General features: G+C 73.2%; 19 protein-coding genes. 10 read left to right on the top strand and 9 right to left on the bottom strand.

Going from position 1 to position 18,132, the window contains the following annotated elements:
* Nucleotides 1-2,832, bottom strand: coding sequence for an AAA family ATPase (locus tag AB0M93_RS03055; protein WP_364267775.1), 2,832 nt, complete (start codon nucleotides 2,830-2,832; stop codon nucleotides 1-3).
* An 875-nt stretch (nucleotides 2,833-3,707) separates the two neighbouring features.
* On the opposite strand from AB0M93_RS03055, the gene AB0M93_RS03050 reads away from it, so the two are divergent.
* The 3 genes from AB0M93_RS03050 to AB0M93_RS03040 all read left to right on the top strand — a co-directional run bounded on the left by AB0M93_RS03050 (nucleotide 3,708) and on the right by AB0M93_RS03040 (nucleotide 6,464).
* The gene (locus AB0M93_RS03050; protein ID WP_364267773.1) at nucleotides 3,708-4,733 is read left to right on the top strand and encodes an ABC transporter substrate-binding protein; all 1,026 of its coding nucleotides are present in this window, start codon (nucleotides 3,708-3,710) and stop codon (nucleotides 4,731-4,733) included.
* A 70-nt stretch (nucleotides 4,734-4,803) separates the two neighbouring features.
* Nucleotides 4,804-5,478 (top strand): HEAT repeat domain-containing protein, encoded by a 675-nt coding sequence (locus AB0M93_RS03045; protein ID WP_364267771.1) that lies wholly within the window; start codon nucleotides 4,804-4,806, stop codon nucleotides 5,476-5,478.
* A complete protein-coding gene (locus tag AB0M93_RS03040) occupies nucleotides 5,472-6,464 on the top strand; it encodes a HEAT repeat domain-containing protein (protein WP_364267769.1) in 993 nt (330 codons plus the stop codon). The genes AB0M93_RS03045 and AB0M93_RS03040 overlap by 7 nt, the downstream gene beginning before the upstream one ends.
* 82 nt (nucleotides 6,465-6,546) lie before the next feature.
* Here AB0M93_RS03040 and AB0M93_RS03035 read toward each other — a convergent pair whose 3' ends face one another.
* Nucleotides 6,547-7,038, bottom strand: a complete 492-nt coding sequence (locus AB0M93_RS03035; RefSeq protein ID WP_364267767.1) for a MarR family transcriptional regulator — start codon at nucleotides 7,036-7,038, stop codon at nucleotides 6,547-6,549.
* Between the two features lie 65 nt (nucleotides 7,039-7,103).
* Between AB0M93_RS03035 and AB0M93_RS03030 the strand changes: the two genes are divergently transcribed.
* On the top strand, nucleotides 7,104-7,526 hold the full coding sequence (locus AB0M93_RS03030; RefSeq protein ID WP_364267765.1) for a hypothetical protein: 423 nt from the start codon (nucleotides 7,104-7,106) through the stop codon (nucleotides 7,524-7,526).
* A gap of 116 nt (nucleotides 7,527-7,642) precedes the next feature.
* Here AB0M93_RS03030 and AB0M93_RS03025 read toward each other — a convergent pair whose 3' ends face one another.
* Nucleotides 7,643-7,873: a hypothetical protein gene (locus tag AB0M93_RS03025; RefSeq protein ID WP_364267763.1), complete on the bottom strand. Its 231-nt coding sequence runs from the start codon at nucleotides 7,871-7,873 to the stop codon at nucleotides 7,643-7,645.
* A gap of 19 nt (nucleotides 7,874-7,892) precedes the next feature.
* Nucleotides 7,893-8,288, bottom strand: coding sequence for a hypothetical protein (locus tag AB0M93_RS03020; protein WP_364267761.1), 396 nt, complete (start codon nucleotides 8,286-8,288; stop codon nucleotides 7,893-7,895).
* Nucleotides 8,289-8,404: 116 nt separating this feature from the next.
* On the opposite strand from AB0M93_RS03020, the gene AB0M93_RS03015 reads away from it, so the two are divergent.
* The 4 genes from AB0M93_RS03015 to AB0M93_RS03000 are packed head-to-tail and all read left to right on the top strand — an operon-like array spanning nucleotide 8,405 to nucleotide 11,295.
* Nucleotides 8,405-8,824, top strand: a complete 420-nt coding sequence (locus tag AB0M93_RS03015) for a hypothetical protein (RefSeq protein WP_364267759.1) — start codon at nucleotides 8,405-8,407, stop codon at nucleotides 8,822-8,824.
* Nucleotides 8,821-9,213, top strand: a complete 393-nt coding sequence (locus tag AB0M93_RS03010; RefSeq protein ID WP_364267757.1) for a GntR family transcriptional regulator — start codon at nucleotides 8,821-8,823, stop codon at nucleotides 9,211-9,213. Before AB0M93_RS03015 ends, AB0M93_RS03010 begins: the two co-directional genes overlap by 4 nt.
* Nucleotides 9,210-10,295: a DUF5808 domain-containing protein gene (locus AB0M93_RS03005; protein WP_364267755.1), complete on the top strand. Its 1,086-nt coding sequence runs from the start codon at nucleotides 9,210-9,212 to the stop codon at nucleotides 10,293-10,295. The genes AB0M93_RS03010 and AB0M93_RS03005 overlap by 4 nt, the downstream gene beginning before the upstream one ends.
* Nucleotides 10,296-10,311: 16 nt before the next feature.
* The gene (locus AB0M93_RS03000; protein WP_364267753.1) at nucleotides 10,312-11,295 is read left to right on the top strand and encodes an alpha/beta hydrolase; all 984 of its coding nucleotides are present in this window, start codon (nucleotides 10,312-10,314) and stop codon (nucleotides 11,293-11,295) included.
* Between the two features lie 39 nt (nucleotides 11,296-11,334).
* Here AB0M93_RS03000 and AB0M93_RS02995 read toward each other — a convergent pair whose 3' ends face one another.
* The 3 genes from AB0M93_RS02995 to AB0M93_RS02985 all read right to left on the bottom strand — a co-directional run bounded on the left by AB0M93_RS02995 (nucleotide 11,335) and on the right by AB0M93_RS02985 (nucleotide 12,575).
* The gene (locus AB0M93_RS02995) at nucleotides 11,335-11,460 is read right to left on the bottom strand and encodes an LPXTG cell wall anchor domain-containing protein (RefSeq protein ID WP_364267751.1); all 126 of its coding nucleotides are present in this window, start codon (nucleotides 11,458-11,460) and stop codon (nucleotides 11,335-11,337) included.
* Between the two features lie 202 nt (nucleotides 11,461-11,662).
* A complete protein-coding gene (locus tag AB0M93_RS02990) occupies nucleotides 11,663-12,223 on the bottom strand; it encodes a phosphoribosyltransferase family protein (RefSeq protein ID WP_364267749.1) in 561 nt (186 codons plus the stop codon).
* A 61-nt stretch (nucleotides 12,224-12,284) separates the two neighbouring features.
* Nucleotides 12,285-12,575, bottom strand: coding sequence for a hypothetical protein (locus tag AB0M93_RS02985; protein WP_364267747.1), 291 nt, complete (start codon nucleotides 12,573-12,575; stop codon nucleotides 12,285-12,287).
* Between the two features lie 316 nt (nucleotides 12,576-12,891).
* On the opposite strand from AB0M93_RS02985, the gene AB0M93_RS02980 reads away from it, so the two are divergent.
* Together AB0M93_RS02980 and AB0M93_RS02975 are read left to right on the top strand one after the other, a co-directional pair.
* Nucleotides 12,892-14,325 carry a hypothetical protein gene (locus AB0M93_RS02980; RefSeq protein ID WP_364267745.1) on the top strand — a complete coding sequence of 478 codons (1,434 nt, stop codon included), beginning with the start codon at nucleotides 12,892-12,894 and terminating at the stop codon, nucleotides 14,323-14,325.
* Between the two features lie 562 nt (nucleotides 14,326-14,887).
* Entirely contained in the window at nucleotides 14,888-15,841 is a 954-nt protein-coding gene (locus AB0M93_RS02975) for a helix-turn-helix domain-containing protein (protein WP_364267743.1), read from the top strand.
* 49 nt (nucleotides 15,842-15,890) lie between these two features.
* On the opposite strand, the gene AB0M93_RS02970 is transcribed toward AB0M93_RS02975, so the two are convergent.
* The gene (locus tag AB0M93_RS02970; RefSeq protein ID WP_364267741.1) at nucleotides 15,891-16,631 is read right to left on the bottom strand and encodes a D-Ala-D-Ala carboxypeptidase family metallohydrolase; all 741 of its coding nucleotides are present in this window, start codon (nucleotides 16,629-16,631) and stop codon (nucleotides 15,891-15,893) included.
* A 23-nt stretch (nucleotides 16,632-16,654) separates the two neighbouring features.
* The gene (locus AB0M93_RS02965) at nucleotides 16,655-17,971 is read right to left on the bottom strand and encodes a GH25 family lysozyme (protein ID WP_364267739.1); all 1,317 of its coding nucleotides are present in this window, start codon (nucleotides 17,969-17,971) and stop codon (nucleotides 16,655-16,657) included.
* Between the last annotated feature and the right edge of the window lie 161 nt (nucleotides 17,972-18,132).

Below are 18,132 nucleotides of genomic sequence, written 5' to 3'. Positions count from 1 at the left end.
TCAGCCCGACGCCGACTGGTGCCGGGCTGCCTCCCGGGCGATGTCGATGCGCGAATGCACCTCGAGCTTGGTGAGGATGTGCGAGACGTGCGTGCCGACCGTCCGCGGGGACAGGTAGAGGCGGGCCGCGATCTGGGGGTTCGACAGGCCTTCGACGACGAGCGCGGCGATCCGGCTTTCGGTCGGGGTCAGGCTGTCCCAGCCGCGCGTGGCCTTCCGGTGCTTCACCGTCGGGCCACGGCGGATGCCGAACGCGCGGAACAGGGCGCGCAGCCTCGCCACGTCCCATTGCGCGTCCAGCCCCGAATAGAGGTCGATGGCGTGGGTGAAGGCGGCCCGCGCCGAACCGCGGTCGTCGACGCGGGATTCGGCGAAGGCGAGAGCGGCGGCCTCCAACGCCTTGGCCTGCGAGAGCGGGCGGCCCGCGTCGCGGTAGCCGTCGGCGGCCCGCAGCAGCATCGTCCCGTCCCGCTCGAACAACCCGCGGCAGTACAGGACGAGCGCGCGGCGGTGCGGGACGGCGGACTCCGCGCCGATCGCGCCCACCCGGGCCTCGATCTTCGCCGCGGCCCGGGTGTCGCCGATCGCCGCGGCCAGCCGGGCGGCGTCGCCCAGCAGGTCCTCCCCGGTGTTTTCGCCGGCCGGCACGGCGGTCAGCACCGCGAGCGCCCGTTCCGGCGCGTCGGCGTGCTCGAACGCGAAGCTCCTCGCCCGGACCAGGGGTTCCACGACTTCGTCGCCGATGTGTTCGGCGTACAGCGCCGCGAGGTCGAGGTGCCGGCGGGCCGCGGCCGTTTCGCCGCGGTGGAAGTGGATGAGCGCGGCGACGCCGTGGTCGCAGCACACCACGTTCGGTTCCTTGCGGTCGTCCGGCACGACGTCCACCTCGGCGAGCGCGTCGTCCCACCGGCCGGCGGCCAGCAGCAGCTGCCCGAGCGCGCTCTGGGCCTGGGCCAGCCGCGCGACGCTGCCGGTGCGGTCGGCCAGTTCCCGTGCCTGGCCGGCCGCGGCGAGCGCGTCCGGGTAGCGGTCGAGCGCGCCGAAGGTGACCGACTGGTTGATGCGCAGCTGCAGCGTCAGGTCGATCAATCCGGGGTCGCCCCGCACGATGGCCATCGCGCGCTCGAACAGCGGCAGCGCTTCGACCCACTCGCCCCGCGACATCGCGACCAGGCTCAGCACGTGCAGCGCCCACCCGGTCGCCCAGCGGTCTTCGCTGGGGCCGAGCGCCTCGAGCGCCGCGGTCGCGACCCGGCGCGCGGTGTCCATCTCGCCCACGTAGCGGTGCGTGCGCGCGATGAGCACCAGCAGCCGGGCCCGGTGCCGCGCCTGCAGGCCGGGCCGGGTCAAGGCGTGTTGCAGCTCGGCGAGGTACTCGGCGGCCCGGCCGGTCCGCCCGCGGCACTGCACGACCGTCGTGTGCAAGTCGACGCGCACGTCGGCGTCGCGGACGCGATCCAGTGCGCGGCAGGCGATCCGCTCGGCCTGGGCGACGTTGCCCAGCTGGTAGTAGGCGTCGGCCAGCCGGCAGGCGAGTGCGCCGGTCACGGCGTCGTCCAGTGGCGTGTCCCGCACCGCCCGGCGCAGGAGCGCGACGGCGACGACGGGCGCCTGGCCGATCAGCGGCATCGCCACTTCGAGCAGCCACTGCACCGCCCAGGCAGGCACCGGCACCCGGCTGTCCGTTGTGGACACCATGGGCAGCAGCTGCCGCGCGACCCGCTCGACCGGCGCCTTCGCCTCGGCCAGCGCCCACGCGGCGTCCTGGTGCCAGGCGATCCGGACCGCCGTCGGCATCTCGTCGTACAACGCCGTGCGGATCAGGGGATGCCGGAACTCCAGGTCGTCGCCGGCCGCCACCAGCACCCCGGCGGCGCGTGCCTCGTCGAGGGCGGGCAGCAGGGTGGCGAGCGAGGACTTGGTCACCGTCACCAGGTCCGCGACCGAGAAGCCGACGCCCAGCAGCGCCGCGGCCCGCAGCACACCCAGCGCCGGCTCCGAGAGGAAACCCAGCCGGTCCGCGATCGCCTCCGGCAGCGAATCCGGCGTGGCCGCCCCCGTCAGCTCCACGACGCCCGCGGTGTCGACCTCCAGGCGCGAGCTCCTGGCCAGCGCGTCGACGAGTTCGGTGAGGTACAACGGGTTCCCGGCGGCGCCGTCGGCCAGCCGCGCCAGTTCGGCGCCCGGCTTGCCGCCGGCCAGCGCGGCCACCAGCTCCAGCACCGCCGGGTCCGCCAGCCGGCCGAGGCGCAGCCGCTCGCCCGGCCCGACGATCCGGAACAGCGAGCGCAGGTCGTCGCGGCGCGGCACCGGCCGCAGCACGCCGACGAGCAGCAGCGGGAGCTGCCGGACCGAGCGGGCGAGCCGGCTCCACACCGCCACCGTCGTGCGGTCGGCCCACTGCAGTTCGTCGACGACCAGCACGGCCGGCTTGTCCTGGCACAGCTCGTCCACCAGCGCGATCAGCTGTTCGGCGGCCGCGGCGGCGAGGTCGGCGCCCTTGCCCGCGACGGCGCCGCCGCCCAGCAGCTCGGAAATGGCGTCACGCCGGGGATCCCGGGTGACCCGGGTGATCTCCAGCGCGTCCAGCAGCGGCAGCAGCGGCAGCGCCTGCCCGAGTTCGTCGCCGGCTCCCCAGTACACCTGGCAGCCCGCTTCGGTGGCCGCCACACAGGCGGACCGGACCAGCGCGGACTTGCCGATCCCGGGCTCGCCGTCCACCAGCACGGCCCGGCCCCTACCGGCGGCGACGTCACGGATCCAGCCGACCAGCCGGGACAGCTCGCCGTCCCGGCCGACCAGTAGCTCGGTACCCTCCGTGAGCGGTCGCACACGGCGATTTTAGAAGTAAAACCTGTTCCCCAACAAGGGGCGCACCCGGCCAACGCGAAACTTCAACCGTTAGTCGAGACTTTCCCCCGGGGATACATCCCATTCGATAATTGCGCCGATTCGTGATCCCGGCGTGATTTCCCCGGTGGTCCGTGACAGATCTTCGGCTGCCCACGCCGGCCCGGACAGAACGGCGCACGCCAGTACGTGGCCCGGCGAAGCCGTGGCCGCAAGGAAGGCCGGCCTCCCATCCGGCGCCAGGACGGCTTTCGAGCCGCAGCGGTTCTCCGCACGGGGCACGCGGTGTTCGACGTTTTCGACAACAGCGGGATCATCGTCCCGGCGCCGCCGGGGCCGATCCGAGCGCGAATACGCACAGTGACGACCGCTGGATTCGATTGTGCCGGAGCACCCTGGCCGGATTCGTCGCCGGGCCGTTGTTTTCCGCTTCGGCCGTCGTTCGCGGGCTACGTTTTCCGCACTCTGTCACCCGGCGTCACCCCTGCGTCACCCCGGTAACGGGCCGGCGGCCGTCTCGCGACGCTGGTCCAGACCAGCAGGTCCGCCGCCCGCGGGGTGCGCCGGCATCCGGCCCGAATCCCCGATCCGGGCGGCCCGCCGTCCGGAATCAGCAGCCCGTCACCCATTCCGCCGCGGCAATTCGTAGCCCTCTCCGATACGCCGGGACAACGGCCAAGATCGTCGATCAAGTATCCGTGCCGCCATTCTGGTGAAACCCTGCCTCCGGTGCACATCACGCATTGTCAAGCGCAGGACGGGTGCCTACAGTGGCCTGCTTGATGTCGGGGAAGTGAATCACCCACCTTCGCTGCATTCGGTACACCGACTCTCATCTCCTTCGAGGAGCATGCCTTGTGTTTGGAATCGCCAGGAGCCGTGGCCGTCGCCGTGGCCGCGCTCGCCATGCCGTGCTCGCCCTCGCGGCTGCCACGGCCGTCACGGCCGTCTCGGGCTGCGGCGCACTCGGTTCGGACAGCTCGAACGCCTCATCGACCGCCGGCGGCCTGGAGAAGGCGACGCTGAAGGTCTCCATCCTGCCCACCACCGACCTCGGGCCCTTCTGGCTGGCCCAGGACGGCGGCTACTTCCAGGCCGAGGGCCTCAGCGTCGAGTCCGTCGTCGCCGCGAGCGGCCAGGCTTCGCTGGCGAAGTCGATCTCGAGCGAGGCAGACATCGCGTTCTCGACCTATCCGCCGTTCTTCACCGCGCGGAGCACCGGCGCCGCCGACATGGATCTGGTCGCCGACGCGACGTCGGTCAACGCGAAGTCGAATGCGATCGTCACGGTTCCGAATTCACCGGTGAAAACAATCTTCGACCTGGCGGGCCGGAAGATCGCCATCACCGCCAAGAACACCGCGTCGGATCTGCTCACGCGCTCGGTGATGCAGGACCACAACGTCGATTACGGCAAGGTGAAATGGGTGCTGATCCCGTTGCCGAACATCGCCGCGGCGCTGCAGCAGGGCGAGGCGGACGCGGCGTACCTGCCGGAACCGTACGTGACGCAGGCCGCGAAGACGGCGGGCGCGATCCCGGTGGTCGACATCAACTCCGGCGCGACCCAGGACTTCCCGCTGACCGGCTACGGCGCGACGAAGAAGTGGGTGCGGGAGCACCCGAAGACGCTCGCCGCGTTCCAGCGGGCGATGCAGAAGGCCACCCACGAGGCCCTGATCGACCGCGGCAAGGTCGAGCCGCTGCTGGTGCGGTTCGCCAAGATCGACGAGGACACGGCCAAGCTGCTCACCCTGCCGGGCTACGGCTCGATCCTGGACTCGCGGCGCCTGCAGCGGGTGCCTGACCTGCTGCTGCAGCTCGGCGCGATCCCGTCGCCGATCGACGTGAACTCGATGATCGCGCCGCAGGCCGGCCGGTGACCGGGCGGTGACCACCGCCACCCCGTGCTTGACCTTGACACTGTGACAAGGTCTTCACTGCGGGGAGGAGGTGGTCACCATCAACCGCACACCCGACACGAACCTGCTCGACGCGCTGGGCGCCGCGAACTCGTCCGTCCGGCTCCAGGCCGCGCTGGCCGCGGGCACCCGGGCCGACCCCGGGCTCGCCGGCGCGCTCGTGGCCCGGTGCGCGATCGAGCCGGACTTCTTCGTGCGCGACATGCTCACCTGGGCGCTGACCCGCCTGCCGGCGGAGGTCACCGTGCCCCGGCTGGTCGCGGAGCTGGAGTCCGGACGCGCGCAGGCCCGCAGCCAGGCGCTGCACACGTTGTCCAAGATCGGCGACCGGACGGTGTGGCCGTCGATCACCCGGTCGTTGCTGCACGACGCCGACGACGAGGTGGCGCGCAGCGCGTGGCGGGCCGCCGTCGTCCTCGCGCCGCCGGGCGAGCGGGACGGCCTGGCCGCGGACCTGGCGCGGCAGCTCGGCCGGGGTGACCGGACGGTGCAGCTGAGCCTCAGCCGGGCCCTCGTCGCGCTCGGCGACGCGGCCGAGCCGGCCCTGCGGACGTGGCTGGCGAGCCCCGACCCGGGCGTGCGCGCGCACGCCCGTGCCACGCAACGGCTCCTGCTCGACCCGGACGCCGGCTTCGACCTGGCCGTCGACGAGGCGAAGCGGATCGTCGCGCTCGGCCCGGAGCGGGCCGGGGAAGCCGCGTGCTGATCGGCGAGGTGGCCCGCCGGTCCGGGGTGAGCACGCGGATGCTGCGGCACTACGACTCCCTCGGGCTGGTGCGGCCGACCGGCCGCACCGTCGGCGGGTACCGCGAGTACTCCGAGGCGGACATCCGCCGGATCTTCCACGTCGAAGGGCTGCGTTCGCTGGGGATGTCGCTGCGCCAGGTCGCCCGCGCGCTGGCGGATCCGGCGTTCACACCGGCCACGCTGGTCGGCGACCTGATCCGGCGCACCGAAGACCGCCTGCGGCGGGAACGGGAACTCCTCGAGCGACTCCGGGCGATCGACGCCTCGGAGCCGGCCGGCTGGGACGGCGTCCTGCACGTCGTCGAGCTCCTGCACGGCCTCGATTCGCCGAGCCCGTCCCGTCGGCAGCAGGCGGCCCTGGCCCCGATCGAGGACGTTCCGCTGCTGGCCAGGGCGGTCCTGACGGAGTCGAACCCGAACGTCGCCGGAGCCCTGCGCTGGGCACTGGCCCGCGCGGGCGCCGACGGGGTGGCGGGCGTGGCCACGGGAATGCACTCCCCCGACGTCACCATCCGGCGGCGCGCGGTCCAGGCGATCGCCGAACTCCCCGGCGACGAAGCCACAGCGGTCCTCACGGCCGCGCTGACCGACCCGGACCCGGAGGTCCGCCGCCACGCGGCCCTGGCATCCGGCCGCCGCGGCACGACCGCCGCGATCCCGGTCCTGGTGGACATGGTGGTCCAGGGCACCAACGACGTCGAAGCGGCGGAGGTGCTGGGCACGCTGGCCCTGGACCCCGCTCAGGGGCAGGGGATCCTGGACGCGCTGGCCGGCGAGCTCACGGCGGGCGCCGCGGTCCGGATCCGGGTGGCCCAGGCCCTCGCCGAACTTCCGGGGACCCTCGCTCAACCCGTCTTGCGGCAGCTGGGTGGGGACGAAGACCGGGCGGTGGCTCTCATCGCGTCGGCCCTCGCGGACGTGCTCGACGAGCGGGCCAAGCCGTAACGGAAGCAGTCACCGGGAGTTCTTCCGGGACCGGGCGTACTTGGAGGCGTCATTCGGGTGGAGACCGGCCGACGTCGTGCCGTTACGCGCCGGCGTCGAGGATCTCCGTGGGCAGCCCCAGGTTTTCCACGATCCGCGCCACGGCGTCGCCGAGGCGGACGAAGTCGTCGCCCAGGGGGTCGGTCACCAGGCGGCGGACGGTCGCCACGTGCGCGGGCGCCGAGGCCGCCAGGTGCGCGCGGCCGGCGTCGGTCAGCGTCGCGGTCGTGAACCGGCGGCCCTGGCCCGTGCAGACCTTGCGCGCCACCCAGCCCCGGTCCTCCAAGCGCGCCACCGCGTGGGAAATACGGGGCAGCGAGCCGTTGGCCATCTCGGCGATTTCGCTCATTCGCAGCGTTTCCCCCGGTACCACCGACAACCGGGCCAGGATCATGTAGCCCAGCAGCGTCAGGTCGGCGTCGCGCAGCAGCTGGCTTTCCAGCGCGCCCGGCAACGTGAGCAGGACCTTCGCCAGGTTGATCCACGCCCGCCGTTCGTCTTCGCCGAGCCAGCGCACGGGCTCCTCTTCACTCACAGCCTTGACTTTAACACGCAACCCAACCTACCTTTGAGTTGAACACGCAACCCAAGGGAGAAGCGATGACCACCATCCCCAAACCCACTGCGGTCACGGCCCTCCGCCTCGGCTTCGCCCTGCTCGCGGCCGCGGCGGCGAACACGGTCATCGCCCTCGGGGCGCTGGCTCTCGACGACGGCGGGATCGGCATGGGCCTGTCCCCCGCGTCCTACCTGCCCGCCACGGCGGCCGGGCTGCTGCTGGGCACGATCGGCTGGTTCGTGCTCGCGCGCCGGGCGCCGCACGCGCTGCGTGTGGTCGTGCCGGCGGTCCTGGTCCTGACCTGGGTCCCGGACCTGCTGCTGTTCGCCGCGGGCGCCACGGCGGCCAACGTCTTCGGGCTGATGCTGATGCACCTGGTCGTCACCACGGCGGTCGTCGCGGCGCTCCGCCCGACGCTGGCGCCGGCCGAGCGCGAGGTCCAGCCGGTGGGGACGACCGACTAGGTCACCGGAAGGACGGTCCGGGAGCCCGGCTCCCGGACCACCACCACGGCAGCGGTCACCCGGCGAGCAAAAGCACCGTGCGCGAGCCCCGCCGTTTCCGGGCCCCACCACAGCAGTCAGCGCACCGGCGGCATCCTCGGCCTGATCGTGTCCAGCCGCATGAACCGCCGCAGCTCGGCGACCGGCACCCAAGCTCCGCCGACGACAGCAGTCACCCGGCGAGCAAAAGCACCGTGCGCAAGCCCAGCCGCTCCCGCGCCCCACCACAGCAGCCAGCGCACCGGCAGCATCCGCAGCCTGATCGTGTCCAGCCGCATGAACCGCCGCAGCTCGGCGACCGCACCCAAGCTCCGCCGACGGCGGCGGTCACCCGGCGACCGAAAGCACCGTGCGCAAGCCCAGCCGCCCCTTCTCCGGCTCCCGGACCAGCTGACCGGCCGCCACCACGGCGGTCAGCGCGCCGACCGCGTCCTCGGCTCGGTAGATCGTCTCCAGCAGCGTGAACTGCTGCAGCTCGGCGACCGTGCCCGAGCCCCGCCGGTCCAGTTCCGCCAGCAGCGCCCGCCGCAGCGGCAGCAGCTGCGGCGTGAGCGAGATGTCGACCAGCGTGCCCTCCGCGTCACGCGGGTCGCGGTAGCGGATGCCGGCGAACTCGTCTACCGCCCACAGCTCGTTCTTGAACGTCGCCAGGTGCCGGCTGTCCGCCGTCGCGAAGACCAGCGTCCGCGTCTCGCCCGCCTCGGCCACCAGGTCCACCGCCACCCCGCACCCGAGCCCCGCCGCGCGCAGCCGCTCCCGGTCGTCCGTGCCCCGCTCCGCCGCGAGCAGGACCTCGTGTGCCTTGCCCGCACCAGGGACGGCGGCCAGGGGCCGGCCGGGTGCGCCAGCATCGGCCCGGGCACCTCGACGTCCCGGAGATCGGCGGCCGTCCGGACTTCCAGCCCCTCCGGCGCGCCGCCCGGCGCCGCCCGGCCGACGACCACCGCGGTCAGGTGGTGGCCGGCCAGGCGGTCGGCGAACTCCCCGAAAACCCGGAAGGCGTCGGCGGCGAAGCCGCCGCACTCGACGTACGTCCCGCCACGCTGCGACCGCAGCACCGTCGCCGTCCACGCGTCGAGGTACCGCACCAGCACGTCGCGCTCGACGGAAACGTGCGGGTCAGGACGCCGGACGCGCTCGGCCACACCTCCGGTTCTACCGCACCCGCCCCCGCGCCACCAGAACCCGACCGGGGCCCCTTGCCAGCCGAGTCGCGTTGTTCTATAACTACTATAACAGCTCAACAGGGGGTCCCGTGATCATCAGTCTCGACCTGTCCAGTGACGTGCCGATCTACCAGCAGCTGCGGGATCGCGTCGTCGAGGGCATCGCGGCGGGCACCTTGCGGGTGGGCGAGACGCTGCCGTCGACGCGGCAGCTCGCCGCGGACTTCGGCATCAACTTCCACACCGTGAACAAGGCGTACGACCTGTTGCGGCAGCAGGGTTTCGTGCGCCTCAACCGCAAGACCGGGGCGGTGATCGGCCCGGCCCCCGCCGACGAGGCGTTCGGGGCCGGCTGGTCGGCGCGGGCCCGCACGCTGTTCGCGGAGGCGGTCGCCAAGGGTGTGCCCGCCGACGAGGTGCTGGCGACCTGCCGGGCCCTGCTCGCGGGCTTCGAAGAGCAACGAGGGGATGAGGCATCGTGACGACGACCGGTGTGGTGGCGCACCTGGTGCTGGTGGCCCTGCTGGGGTACCTGGCGTGGCTGACTCCGGTGATGTCCGCCCGCAGCGTGCGGTTCGGCGTACGGGTTCCGGACGACCGGATCGAAGACCCGGTGGTGCAACGGGAAACGACCCGGTTCCGGACGAGGGTGCTGGCCGCCGGCGTGGTCATCGCCCTGGCCGGCACCGGGCTGATCCTGGCGGCCGGCATCGCGTTGCTGCCCGCGGCCGTGCTGGCGATGCTCGCGGTCTGGTACCTGCTCTACTTCCGGGCCAACCGGGTGATCACGGCGGCGAAGCGCGAGCAGGACTGGTACGCCGGGGTGCGCCAGGGCGTCGCCGTGGACACGTCGCTGCGCAACGATCCGCCCCGGTTCCCGTGGCCGTGGCTGCTGCTCCCGGCGCTCGTGGTGGCCGCGACGGTCGTCGCCGGCGTCCTGCGGTACCCGGGCCTGCCGGCCACCCTGCCGATGCACTTCTCCGGCGGCACCGCGGACCGGTTCGCGCCGAAGTCCGTGGGCAGCGCCTTCCGGATCGTGTTCGTCCAGGCCGCGATGACGGTGGTCCTCTGCGTCTCCGGCGTGCTGGTCTTCCGCGGACCGGCCGACGTCGACCCGGCGCGGCCGGCGGCCTCGGCCCGGGCGCACCGGAAGTTCGTGACCCGGCTGGGCACGGCGATGATCGCGCTGGCCACGCTGATCGACCTCGGCCTGTTCGCCGCCGCGTGGGCGAGCTGGGACGCCTCACCCAACGCCGGTTTGCTGCTGCCGCTGACGATCGGGCCGGTCGCCGTCGGCGTGGCGCTGCTCGTGTTCGTCGTGGTCGGGCGCAACCGGGACCGCGAACCCGGTGAGCACACCGGCCTGTCACACCGCGACGACGACGGGAACTGGATCGGCGGCGTGCTCTACCGCAACGCCGATGACCCGTCGTGGTTCGTGGCCCGCCGGTTCGGCGTCGGCTGGACCGTCAACATCGGCAACCGCGTCGCCCTCGTGACCTGCCTCGGGCTGACCGCCGTGGTCGTCCTGTTCGGCATCTTCCTGCCCTACATCCTGCGTTGACCCAGGGGGAATTCCCATGCACAGCCTCATTGCCGCGGCGCTGGTCGCCGCGGCCGTCGCACCCACCGGCAGCCTTCCGGCCACCGACCGGGAACTCACGTTCCAGTCGGACGGCCTCGCCGCCCACGGCACCCTGCACGTGCCGGCGCACCGGCCCGGCGCCCGGCTCGCGGCCGCGCTGCTGCTGCCCGGCAGCGGCCCCACCGACCGCAACGGCGACCAGCTGCCCGGGTTCCGGCCGGACACCCTGGCGCTGCTGGCGGACGCGCTGGGCCGGGACGGCATCATGACGTTCCGGTTCGACAAGTACGGCACCGGGCCGGCGCCCACCCTGCCGCCCGCCGGCGCCGGCTACGAAGTCTTCATCCGCCAGGCCCGCGCCGCTTACGAGACCCTGCGTGCGCAGCCGGAGACGAACCCGGCCGCCATGCTCGTCGCCGGCCACAGCGAGGGCGGTATGAACGCGCTGCTCGTCGCCACGTCCGTGCGGCCGCGGCCGGCCGGGCTGGCCCTGATCGCGCCGCAGGACCAGCGGATCCTCGACATGATCGCCGCCCAGGTCGGCGCCCAGCTCGACGCCGCGCTGCCGCCGGAGCAGGCCGCGGCCCAGAAGAACCTGATCAGCGCGTGGATCGCCGGCTTCCGCGCCGGCGGGCCCACCAGCACGGACGGCATGGTGCCGTCCGTCGCCGGGCTGTTCCGCATCCTCGCCGGGCAGAGTGTCTACCTGCGCGGCGACGACGCGATCTACCCACCGGACGTGGCCCGCAAGGTGCCGCGCGGCACGCGGGTGCTGGTGACGTGCGGGACCGCCGACCCCAACGTCCCCTGCGCCACCCTGCCGCCGCTGCTGAAGGCCCTGCACGGTGAGCACCTGGCCACCCTCGACGGGATCGACCACCTCCTGCACCCGGCCGGCAGCCCCGTCGAAGGGCAGCCACTGGCTCCGGCGTTCCTCGACGTGCTGCACTGGTGGGCGAGGCACTGGTCGCCCCGGTGATCACCGGCGGCCGCTGTCCCGGCCCGATCGGCCTCGCGGTCAGCGAAGGTGGTTCCTCCGCCGGCGCCACACCAGCCCCGCGACGGCCACCAGCAGCACGGCGGGCAGCCCGGTGACGAGCCACCCTTCGACCGGCGCCGCCGGCACGACGTCCACGTGCGTCACCGACGAGCCGAGAGTGACACCCGTGGGCTTCCAGTGTTGGGCCGGCAAGCCACCGCCGTACCCGGTTTGGTCGTGCCGATGCGTCACAACGGCGTATTCGATGGCTGTCGCCATTCCTCGGCCCTCCTCCGCCGGGCGGGATTCCTGCGAACCGCAACCAGTGTGACGTCGCCGCGCGGAGAACTCCAGACCCGCGGGGCGGTCAGAGTTCTCTGACGTGCAGCAGCGACCGGACGTCGAGGTCGCGCCGAACCCGGTTGCTGCGCAACGCGTCGACCACGGTCGCGGCCCCGAGCCAGGTGGCCTCGGCGTCCTGGGTGAGGAGGTGGGCGCCGTGCGCCTGGCCGCCGGTCTCGATCCAGTCGTCGACGAACAGCACCCGGTCGCCGCCGCCGACCAGGTGCTTGGGGAAGCCGAGGCTGAGGTGGCGGTCCCGGTAGTCGGGCGGGGTGGTCCGGCGCAACCAGGCGTCGCTGTCGGCGGACGGCGCCCGGTCCTTGCGGATTTCGACGAACCCCACCCCCAGGTGCAGGGCGACCAACGGCCCCAGGAGGCACCCGCGCGACTCCGGACCCAGGACGACGGTGGGTTCCCGGTCGGCGAACAGCGCCGCCAACGCGGGGCCCAGGTTCGCGAGCAGATCGGGGCGGCGCCACCACCCCGTCACATCGGCCCAGCGATGCCGGTCCGTGCGGTCTCCGCGCCAGGCCAACGCCGTACGGAGCCCGGACTTCACCTCTTCCAGCGACACGTTCCCGGACACCGGCCCATCGTCGTGGCCGCGACCTGTCCGGGCAAACGGATTACGCGTCGTTCCCGTTCGCTCAGACGGCCGGTCCGTCCACAACGGACACCTCCGGCACCGGCAACGCGAGCAACGCGGCGATCACCGACACCGCGTCCCCGTGCAGACCCCACACGGCCTCCTCCGCCGCCTCGACCCGCGTACGCGCCGCCGATGCCTCCAGCTCGCCGTGGATCTCGATGCGGTCGCAGAACCGCGGCCAGCCGTACGTGCCCACGATGATCGTCAGCTCGCCGTCGTCGTCGGCGATGTGCTGGAAGCGGAAGCCGCGGGCCACCAGCGTGCGCAGGCCCTCCTCGACCGGCGTCACCCGCGGTTCCGCTCGTGCGTGGCCGGCGGGGCTTGCCGGCGGCCGGCGGGGCGGCCGCCGGGGTGGGCGCGGCCTCCGCCGGCCGGGCGGGGCCGGGCGGTGTCCGGTCGGTGCGGGCGTTTTCGGCCCAGCGCACGGTCATGCGCCGGCGGTCTGGCGACGACGGGACACGGGTCCTCCTCGGCTCGGTGCGGCGGACCAGCCTTCCGGACGGGACGGGTCGCGCGGATTCCCGCCCGGCAGGAGTTTTCGCCGGATTTTCCGCGTGATCTGCGGTGCTGCCACGGAAAGCCGTGATGCGCTACGGTGACCCGCCATGGGAACCAGCGGGGCGAAACCCGGCAGCAAGCCGGACCGGGAGCGGCTCCGGCACCAGCTGCTCGCCGCCGGCTCGAGCCCGGCGCGGATCGCCGCCGAGATGGCCGGGCGCTGGCAGTTCAACCCGCGTCAGGCCTGGCGGTACACCCACGGCCTCTCCCAGACGGCGGTCGCCGCGCGCTGCAACGACCTGCTCGGCGACCCGCGTGCCCCGGTGACCGGGAAACGGATCAGCGAGTACGAGGCGTGGCCGCAGCGCGGCATCCGGCCCACGATCCACGTCCTCGCGCTGCTCGCCCGCGTCTACGGCACCGTGCCCCGCGCCCTGCTGGCCGAAGACGAACTGCCGCTGTTGCCCGAGCCCGAGCGGCTCGTGCTCGACCAGCTCCCGCCGGCCGGGGAACCCGCCGCTCCCCCGGCACCCGGACGGCTCGACGCCGCCGCGGTCCGCGCCGCCGCGCACGCGTCCGGGGCGCACGCCGAACTCGCCGAGGTCACCGAGGTCGGCGCGATCACCCTCGAACAGCTGGACCACGACGTCGTCCAGCTCGCGCGCAGCTCCATCCTCACCCAGCCCGCCGAAATCTTCGGCGAGCTCGTCCGCGTGCGCGACCGCATCTTCCGATTGCTGCAGCGGCGCGCCCACCCGGCGCAGCAGTCGCACCTCTACCTGCTCGCCGGCCAGACGTGCGGGCTGCTGGCGAGCGCCAGCATGGAGCTGGGCTGCTACGGCGCCGCGGCCGAACAGTCGCGCGCCGCCTGGGTTTACGCCGAGATCATCGGCCACAACGGGCTCAAGGCGTGGTTGCGCGGCACGCAGGCGCTGATCGCGTTCTGGTCGGGCAACCCGCGGGAAGCCGCGCACCTGGCCAAGGCCGGCCGCGAACACCTGAGGCACGGCACCGGCTTCGTGCGCCTGTGCAACATCGAAAGCCGCGCCTGGGCCTCCCTCGGCGACGCCCGCGAAACCCAGACCGTGATCAGCATGGGCCACCGCGCCCGCGAGCAGCCCACCGAGCCCGACGAGCTGCACGACCTCGTCGGCGGCGAATTCGGCTTCGACGAGGCACGCCAGTCCTTCTGCAACGCCGGCGCCTGGGTCCAGATCGGCAAGCCGACGCTGGCGATCGAAGCGGCCGAACGCGCCCTGCGCGTGTACGCGACGGACGCCGAGCGCAACCGCCGGTACGGCGGCGAGGCATCCACCCGCCTGGAGATGACCGACGGCTACCTGGCGGTGCGCGAACTGGACGCCGCCGGCGTCGCGCTCGACCCGGTGATCAGCACGGCCGCCACCACCGGCGTCGCCCACCTGGCCACCCGCTTGTCCGACATCTGCGCGACGCTGGACACCGCGCCCTACCGCAACTCCCGCGAAGCCCGGGAACTCGCCGAACGGATCCGCGCCCACCCGGCCCTCGCCGGTCCGTGACGCGGCCGGTCACGGTTTCCGGGAACCGCCGAAGCGAGCCGGGCAACCGGCCGGGCCTGCGGCCCGCCGGCCCGGAAACGGCGGTACGGCACCGGGAACCGGCGGTTCGCAGACGGGCGGAATCCTCACTGCTCCCCGGCCGGCTCGACCAGGCCCAGCATCCAGGCGCTCCACGTGAACGAGTGGTCCGGGTTCCCCCTGCCCGGGCGGCGCGGTGAGGAACGCGGCAAGTCAGAGCATGCCGGGCCCGGCATCCGCGGCGGATGCTGGGGACAGCAAGGGGATTTCTCCTTCGTCGGAGGACGCCGGCCGGGTGCCTTCGCGGCTCTTGCCCGATCACTCCCCCGAGCCTGCCCGGCCGGCGGGCACCCGCCCAGGGATCTTCGGACCCCGGGCCGGGGACCTTGGTCATCTCCGCCGCGCGGCCGGCCGGACGAACGCCACCGGACGGCCGGGTGTGATCGGCCGGGTGGCGCAATCCGTCGGTTTCCGCCCGGCTTGCCGCCCGGCGGTGTTAACTTCCGTCCGTCATCCGCGGCCCGAGCGAGGTGTTCCAGTCACCGTGACACCGCACATGGACAAGTTCGCCGCCTACCTGCGCATGCTGAAGGACCGCAGCGGGCAGGGTTACGAGCGGCTCGGCAGGCAGGCCGGGGCCAGCGGCTCCAGCCTGCACCGGTACTGCTCCGGCAAGAGCGTGCCCGCCGACTACCGCGTGGTCCACTCGTTCGCCAAGGTCTGCGGCGCGTCCGCGGAGGAACTGCGCGAGCTGCACCAGTTGTGGGCCCTGGCCGACGCCGGCCGGGACGACGGGGTGCCGCCGGCGGACCTCGAGCGTGCCGCGCCGCCGTGGCACCGGCGCTGGTACCTGCCGGTGGCCATCGCGGTCGTCGTCCTGCTGGCCGGCGGGCTGTTCTGGGTCACCGCCGACGGGTCGGGGTCGCCGCCCGGCCGGTACGCCGACCGGGTGCTGTTCTCCGCCGCCTGCCAGCCGCCGGTGAGCATGGGCCAGCACGACGAATGCGTCAGCGAGGTGCAGAACCTGCTGGTCGCGGCGCACGGGCGGCTCTCGGTCGACGGTTCGTTCGGCCCGGAGACGCTGCGCCGGGTCACGGCGTTCCAGGTGCTGGCCGGCCTGCCCGCCCGCGGCGTGGTCGACGAGGCCACCAAGACCGCGCTGTACGACCACCGGACCAGCATGGCGGGCTGGTCGGCGGCCATGGTGGAGCAGCGGATCCGGGCGGTGTTCACCGAAACGCCGGACACCGCGGTCGCGATCGCCCGCTGCGCGTCGTTCCTCGATCCGCTGTGGGTGCTGCCGAACACGAACGGCAGCCGCAACTGGGGCGTCTTCCAGATCTCCGACGGCCGCCTGCTGGAGCTGGGCGGCACGCCCCGGCAGGCGTTCGACCCGGCGTGGAACATCGACGCCGCGCACCGCCTGTGGGGCGTGCACCACGACTTCCACGACTGGCCGGCCTGCTCGGCGGCGCTGGCGAACCCGCAGTCGCGCTGAGCCGGCCGGGTGCCGGGAATCCCCAGGTCCCCCGGCACCCGGCCGGTGGTCACACCGTGCCGTTCTCCCACCACCACGAGCGGCCGAGGTCGGCCCGGCTGTCGACGTGCTGATGGTCGGTGTTGTAGGTCTCCAGGCCGGAGAACCCGCAGGTCTCGGCCTTCTGGTAGACGGTCTTGTTGGCCACGCCCGGCACGTTCAGGTCGGCCGCGGTGCCGTAGAGGTGCATGCTGTCGCTGGCGCCGCCGATCTCGGCGTTGTGCGCGATGCTGCGGAACCCGGAGTTCACCGTGATCGGCTTGTTCCCGAGCTTCTTGCGCAGCGCCTCCAGCTTGTACATGCAGCGGCGGGCGTTCTCCTTGGCGGTGGCCGCGCTGACCTTGCCGCCGTTGAAGGTGCCGCTGTCGCGGTCGGTGAACTCACTGAAGTTGAAGTGCACGGTGGACCCGTCGCTCTGCTCCAGCGCGTTGAGCGCGGCCTGGGTGGCCGGCCCGACCTGGCCGTCCGCGCCGAGCCCGTAGGCGGTCTGGAACCGGCGGACCGCGGCAGCCGTGCCGGGGCCGAATTCGCCGTCGATCGAGACGCGGCTCTGGCTGGCGTGGTCGGCCGCCCAGCCCGCGACGCGGATCTGGAGTTCGGTGACGTCGGCGCCCGTGCTGCCCTGGCTGAGCGTGCGGGACCACGGGTACGCCTGGGCCGTGCCGGTCAGCAGCAGCGGGCTGACCGCCGCGGCCGCACCGAGCACCACCGCGCCGCGCAGCACCGTGCGGCGGCTCATGGGGAGGGTCATTCTCGTCCTTTCCTAGCGGGGATTCAGCGGTTGGCGAGCTGGTCGAGATCGGCCTGGGTGCCGTTGAAGACGTCCCCGGTGGCCGGCGCGGGGATGCCGTCGGGAATGGCCGCGTCGGTGTACTGCCACATCAGCCAGGTCTTCGACCCGGCGGGCAGCGCCGGCTGCGTGACGGACTGCCGGTAGTCGGCGAGCTGCATCGGATAGCCGGACAGCGCCGTGGTGCCGCCGAGGCAGGCGTCCAGGAAGGACTTCTGGGTGTAGATGATCGGCGTCCGGCCGAAGGCCGCCTGCACCTTGTCCAGCCACGCCTTGACGTCGGCGACGGTGACGTACGGCGGGCAGCCGCCGGAGCCGTCGTCCTTCCACTCCAGGTCGAACACGGGCGGCAGGTCACCGGCGCGCTTGCCGGTGTACCCGGTGGCCTTCACCGCGGCGATGAACCGGTCGGCCTGCGCACCGCCGGTGCCGGCGGCCGTGCCCGTGTAGAAGTGGTAGGGCCCGGCGGCCAGGCCGGCGTTGCGCGCGGCGGGCAGGTCGGTGGCCAGGTACTCGTCGGTGACGTTCAGGCCGCGGGTCGCCTTGACGGTGGCGAACTCGACGCCGGACGCCTTCACCGCGCCCCAGTTGATCGGCGCGCCGCCGGGGTGCTGGTACTTCGCGGTGTCGACGCCGTCGATCGGGTGCCCGGCGGGTTTCGGCGGCGTGCAGTAGGTGTTGCGGCCGGACCAGTCGGTGACCTTGGCCCAGGTGGTGGGCCCGGCGACACCGTCGGCACTGGCGTTGACGCAGTGCTGGAACTCGATCACCCGGGTGCGGGTGTCGTCCCCGAACTGGCCGTCGATCGTCAGCGGCGGGTAGTGGCCGGGCTCCATGGCGAGGTTCAGCCGGCACTGGAGTTCCTTGACGTCCGCGCCGGTGGAGCCGCTCTGCAGGGTGGGCCGGGCGGTGGAGTGCCCGCACACCACGCTCTGCGCGGTGCCCGCCGTGCCCTGGGTGGCGCACTTGCGCGGCCGCGCGGCCCACGAGTTCAGCGCGGCCCAGGTGTTCGGCCCCACCTGGCCGTCCACGCTCAGCCCGGCGCACTTCTGGAACACACGCACCCGGGCGTCGGTGGCGGGACCGAAGGTGCCGTCCGCGCCGACGGGCGAGTACCGGCTCGCCTTGGTCGCCAGGTTCAGTTCGCACTGCGCCTCGACGACGGGGGCGCCGGTGGCCCCTTGCTTCAGGGTGGGCTGGGCACTGGTGTGCCCGCACACGGCAACGGGTTCGGCCGCAACCGCGGGAGCGGCGGCGGGGACCGCCAGCAGCACCGCGACGGCCAGAGCGAGTCTCTGCATGGCGTGAAGGCTGGCAGCGGCGCCCCGGCCGGTCGCCGGTCAGCGCGGAACTCGGGACGCCGGGACGATCCCACCCGCCGGACCAGCGGAAACGCCGGCCCGGTGGGACGTTGCCGGGACGCGGGCCAGCCGTGGACCGACACTCCGGAGTCCACCACCCC

This window comes from Amycolatopsis sp. NPDC051102, from assembly GCF_040682815.1.
Classification (GTDB): Bacteria; Actinomycetota; Actinomycetes; order Mycobacteriales; family Pseudonocardiaceae; genus Amycolatopsis.
Note: the sequence above shows the minus strand (reverse complement) of the source record. Positions and strands in the feature narration are given on the sequence as shown.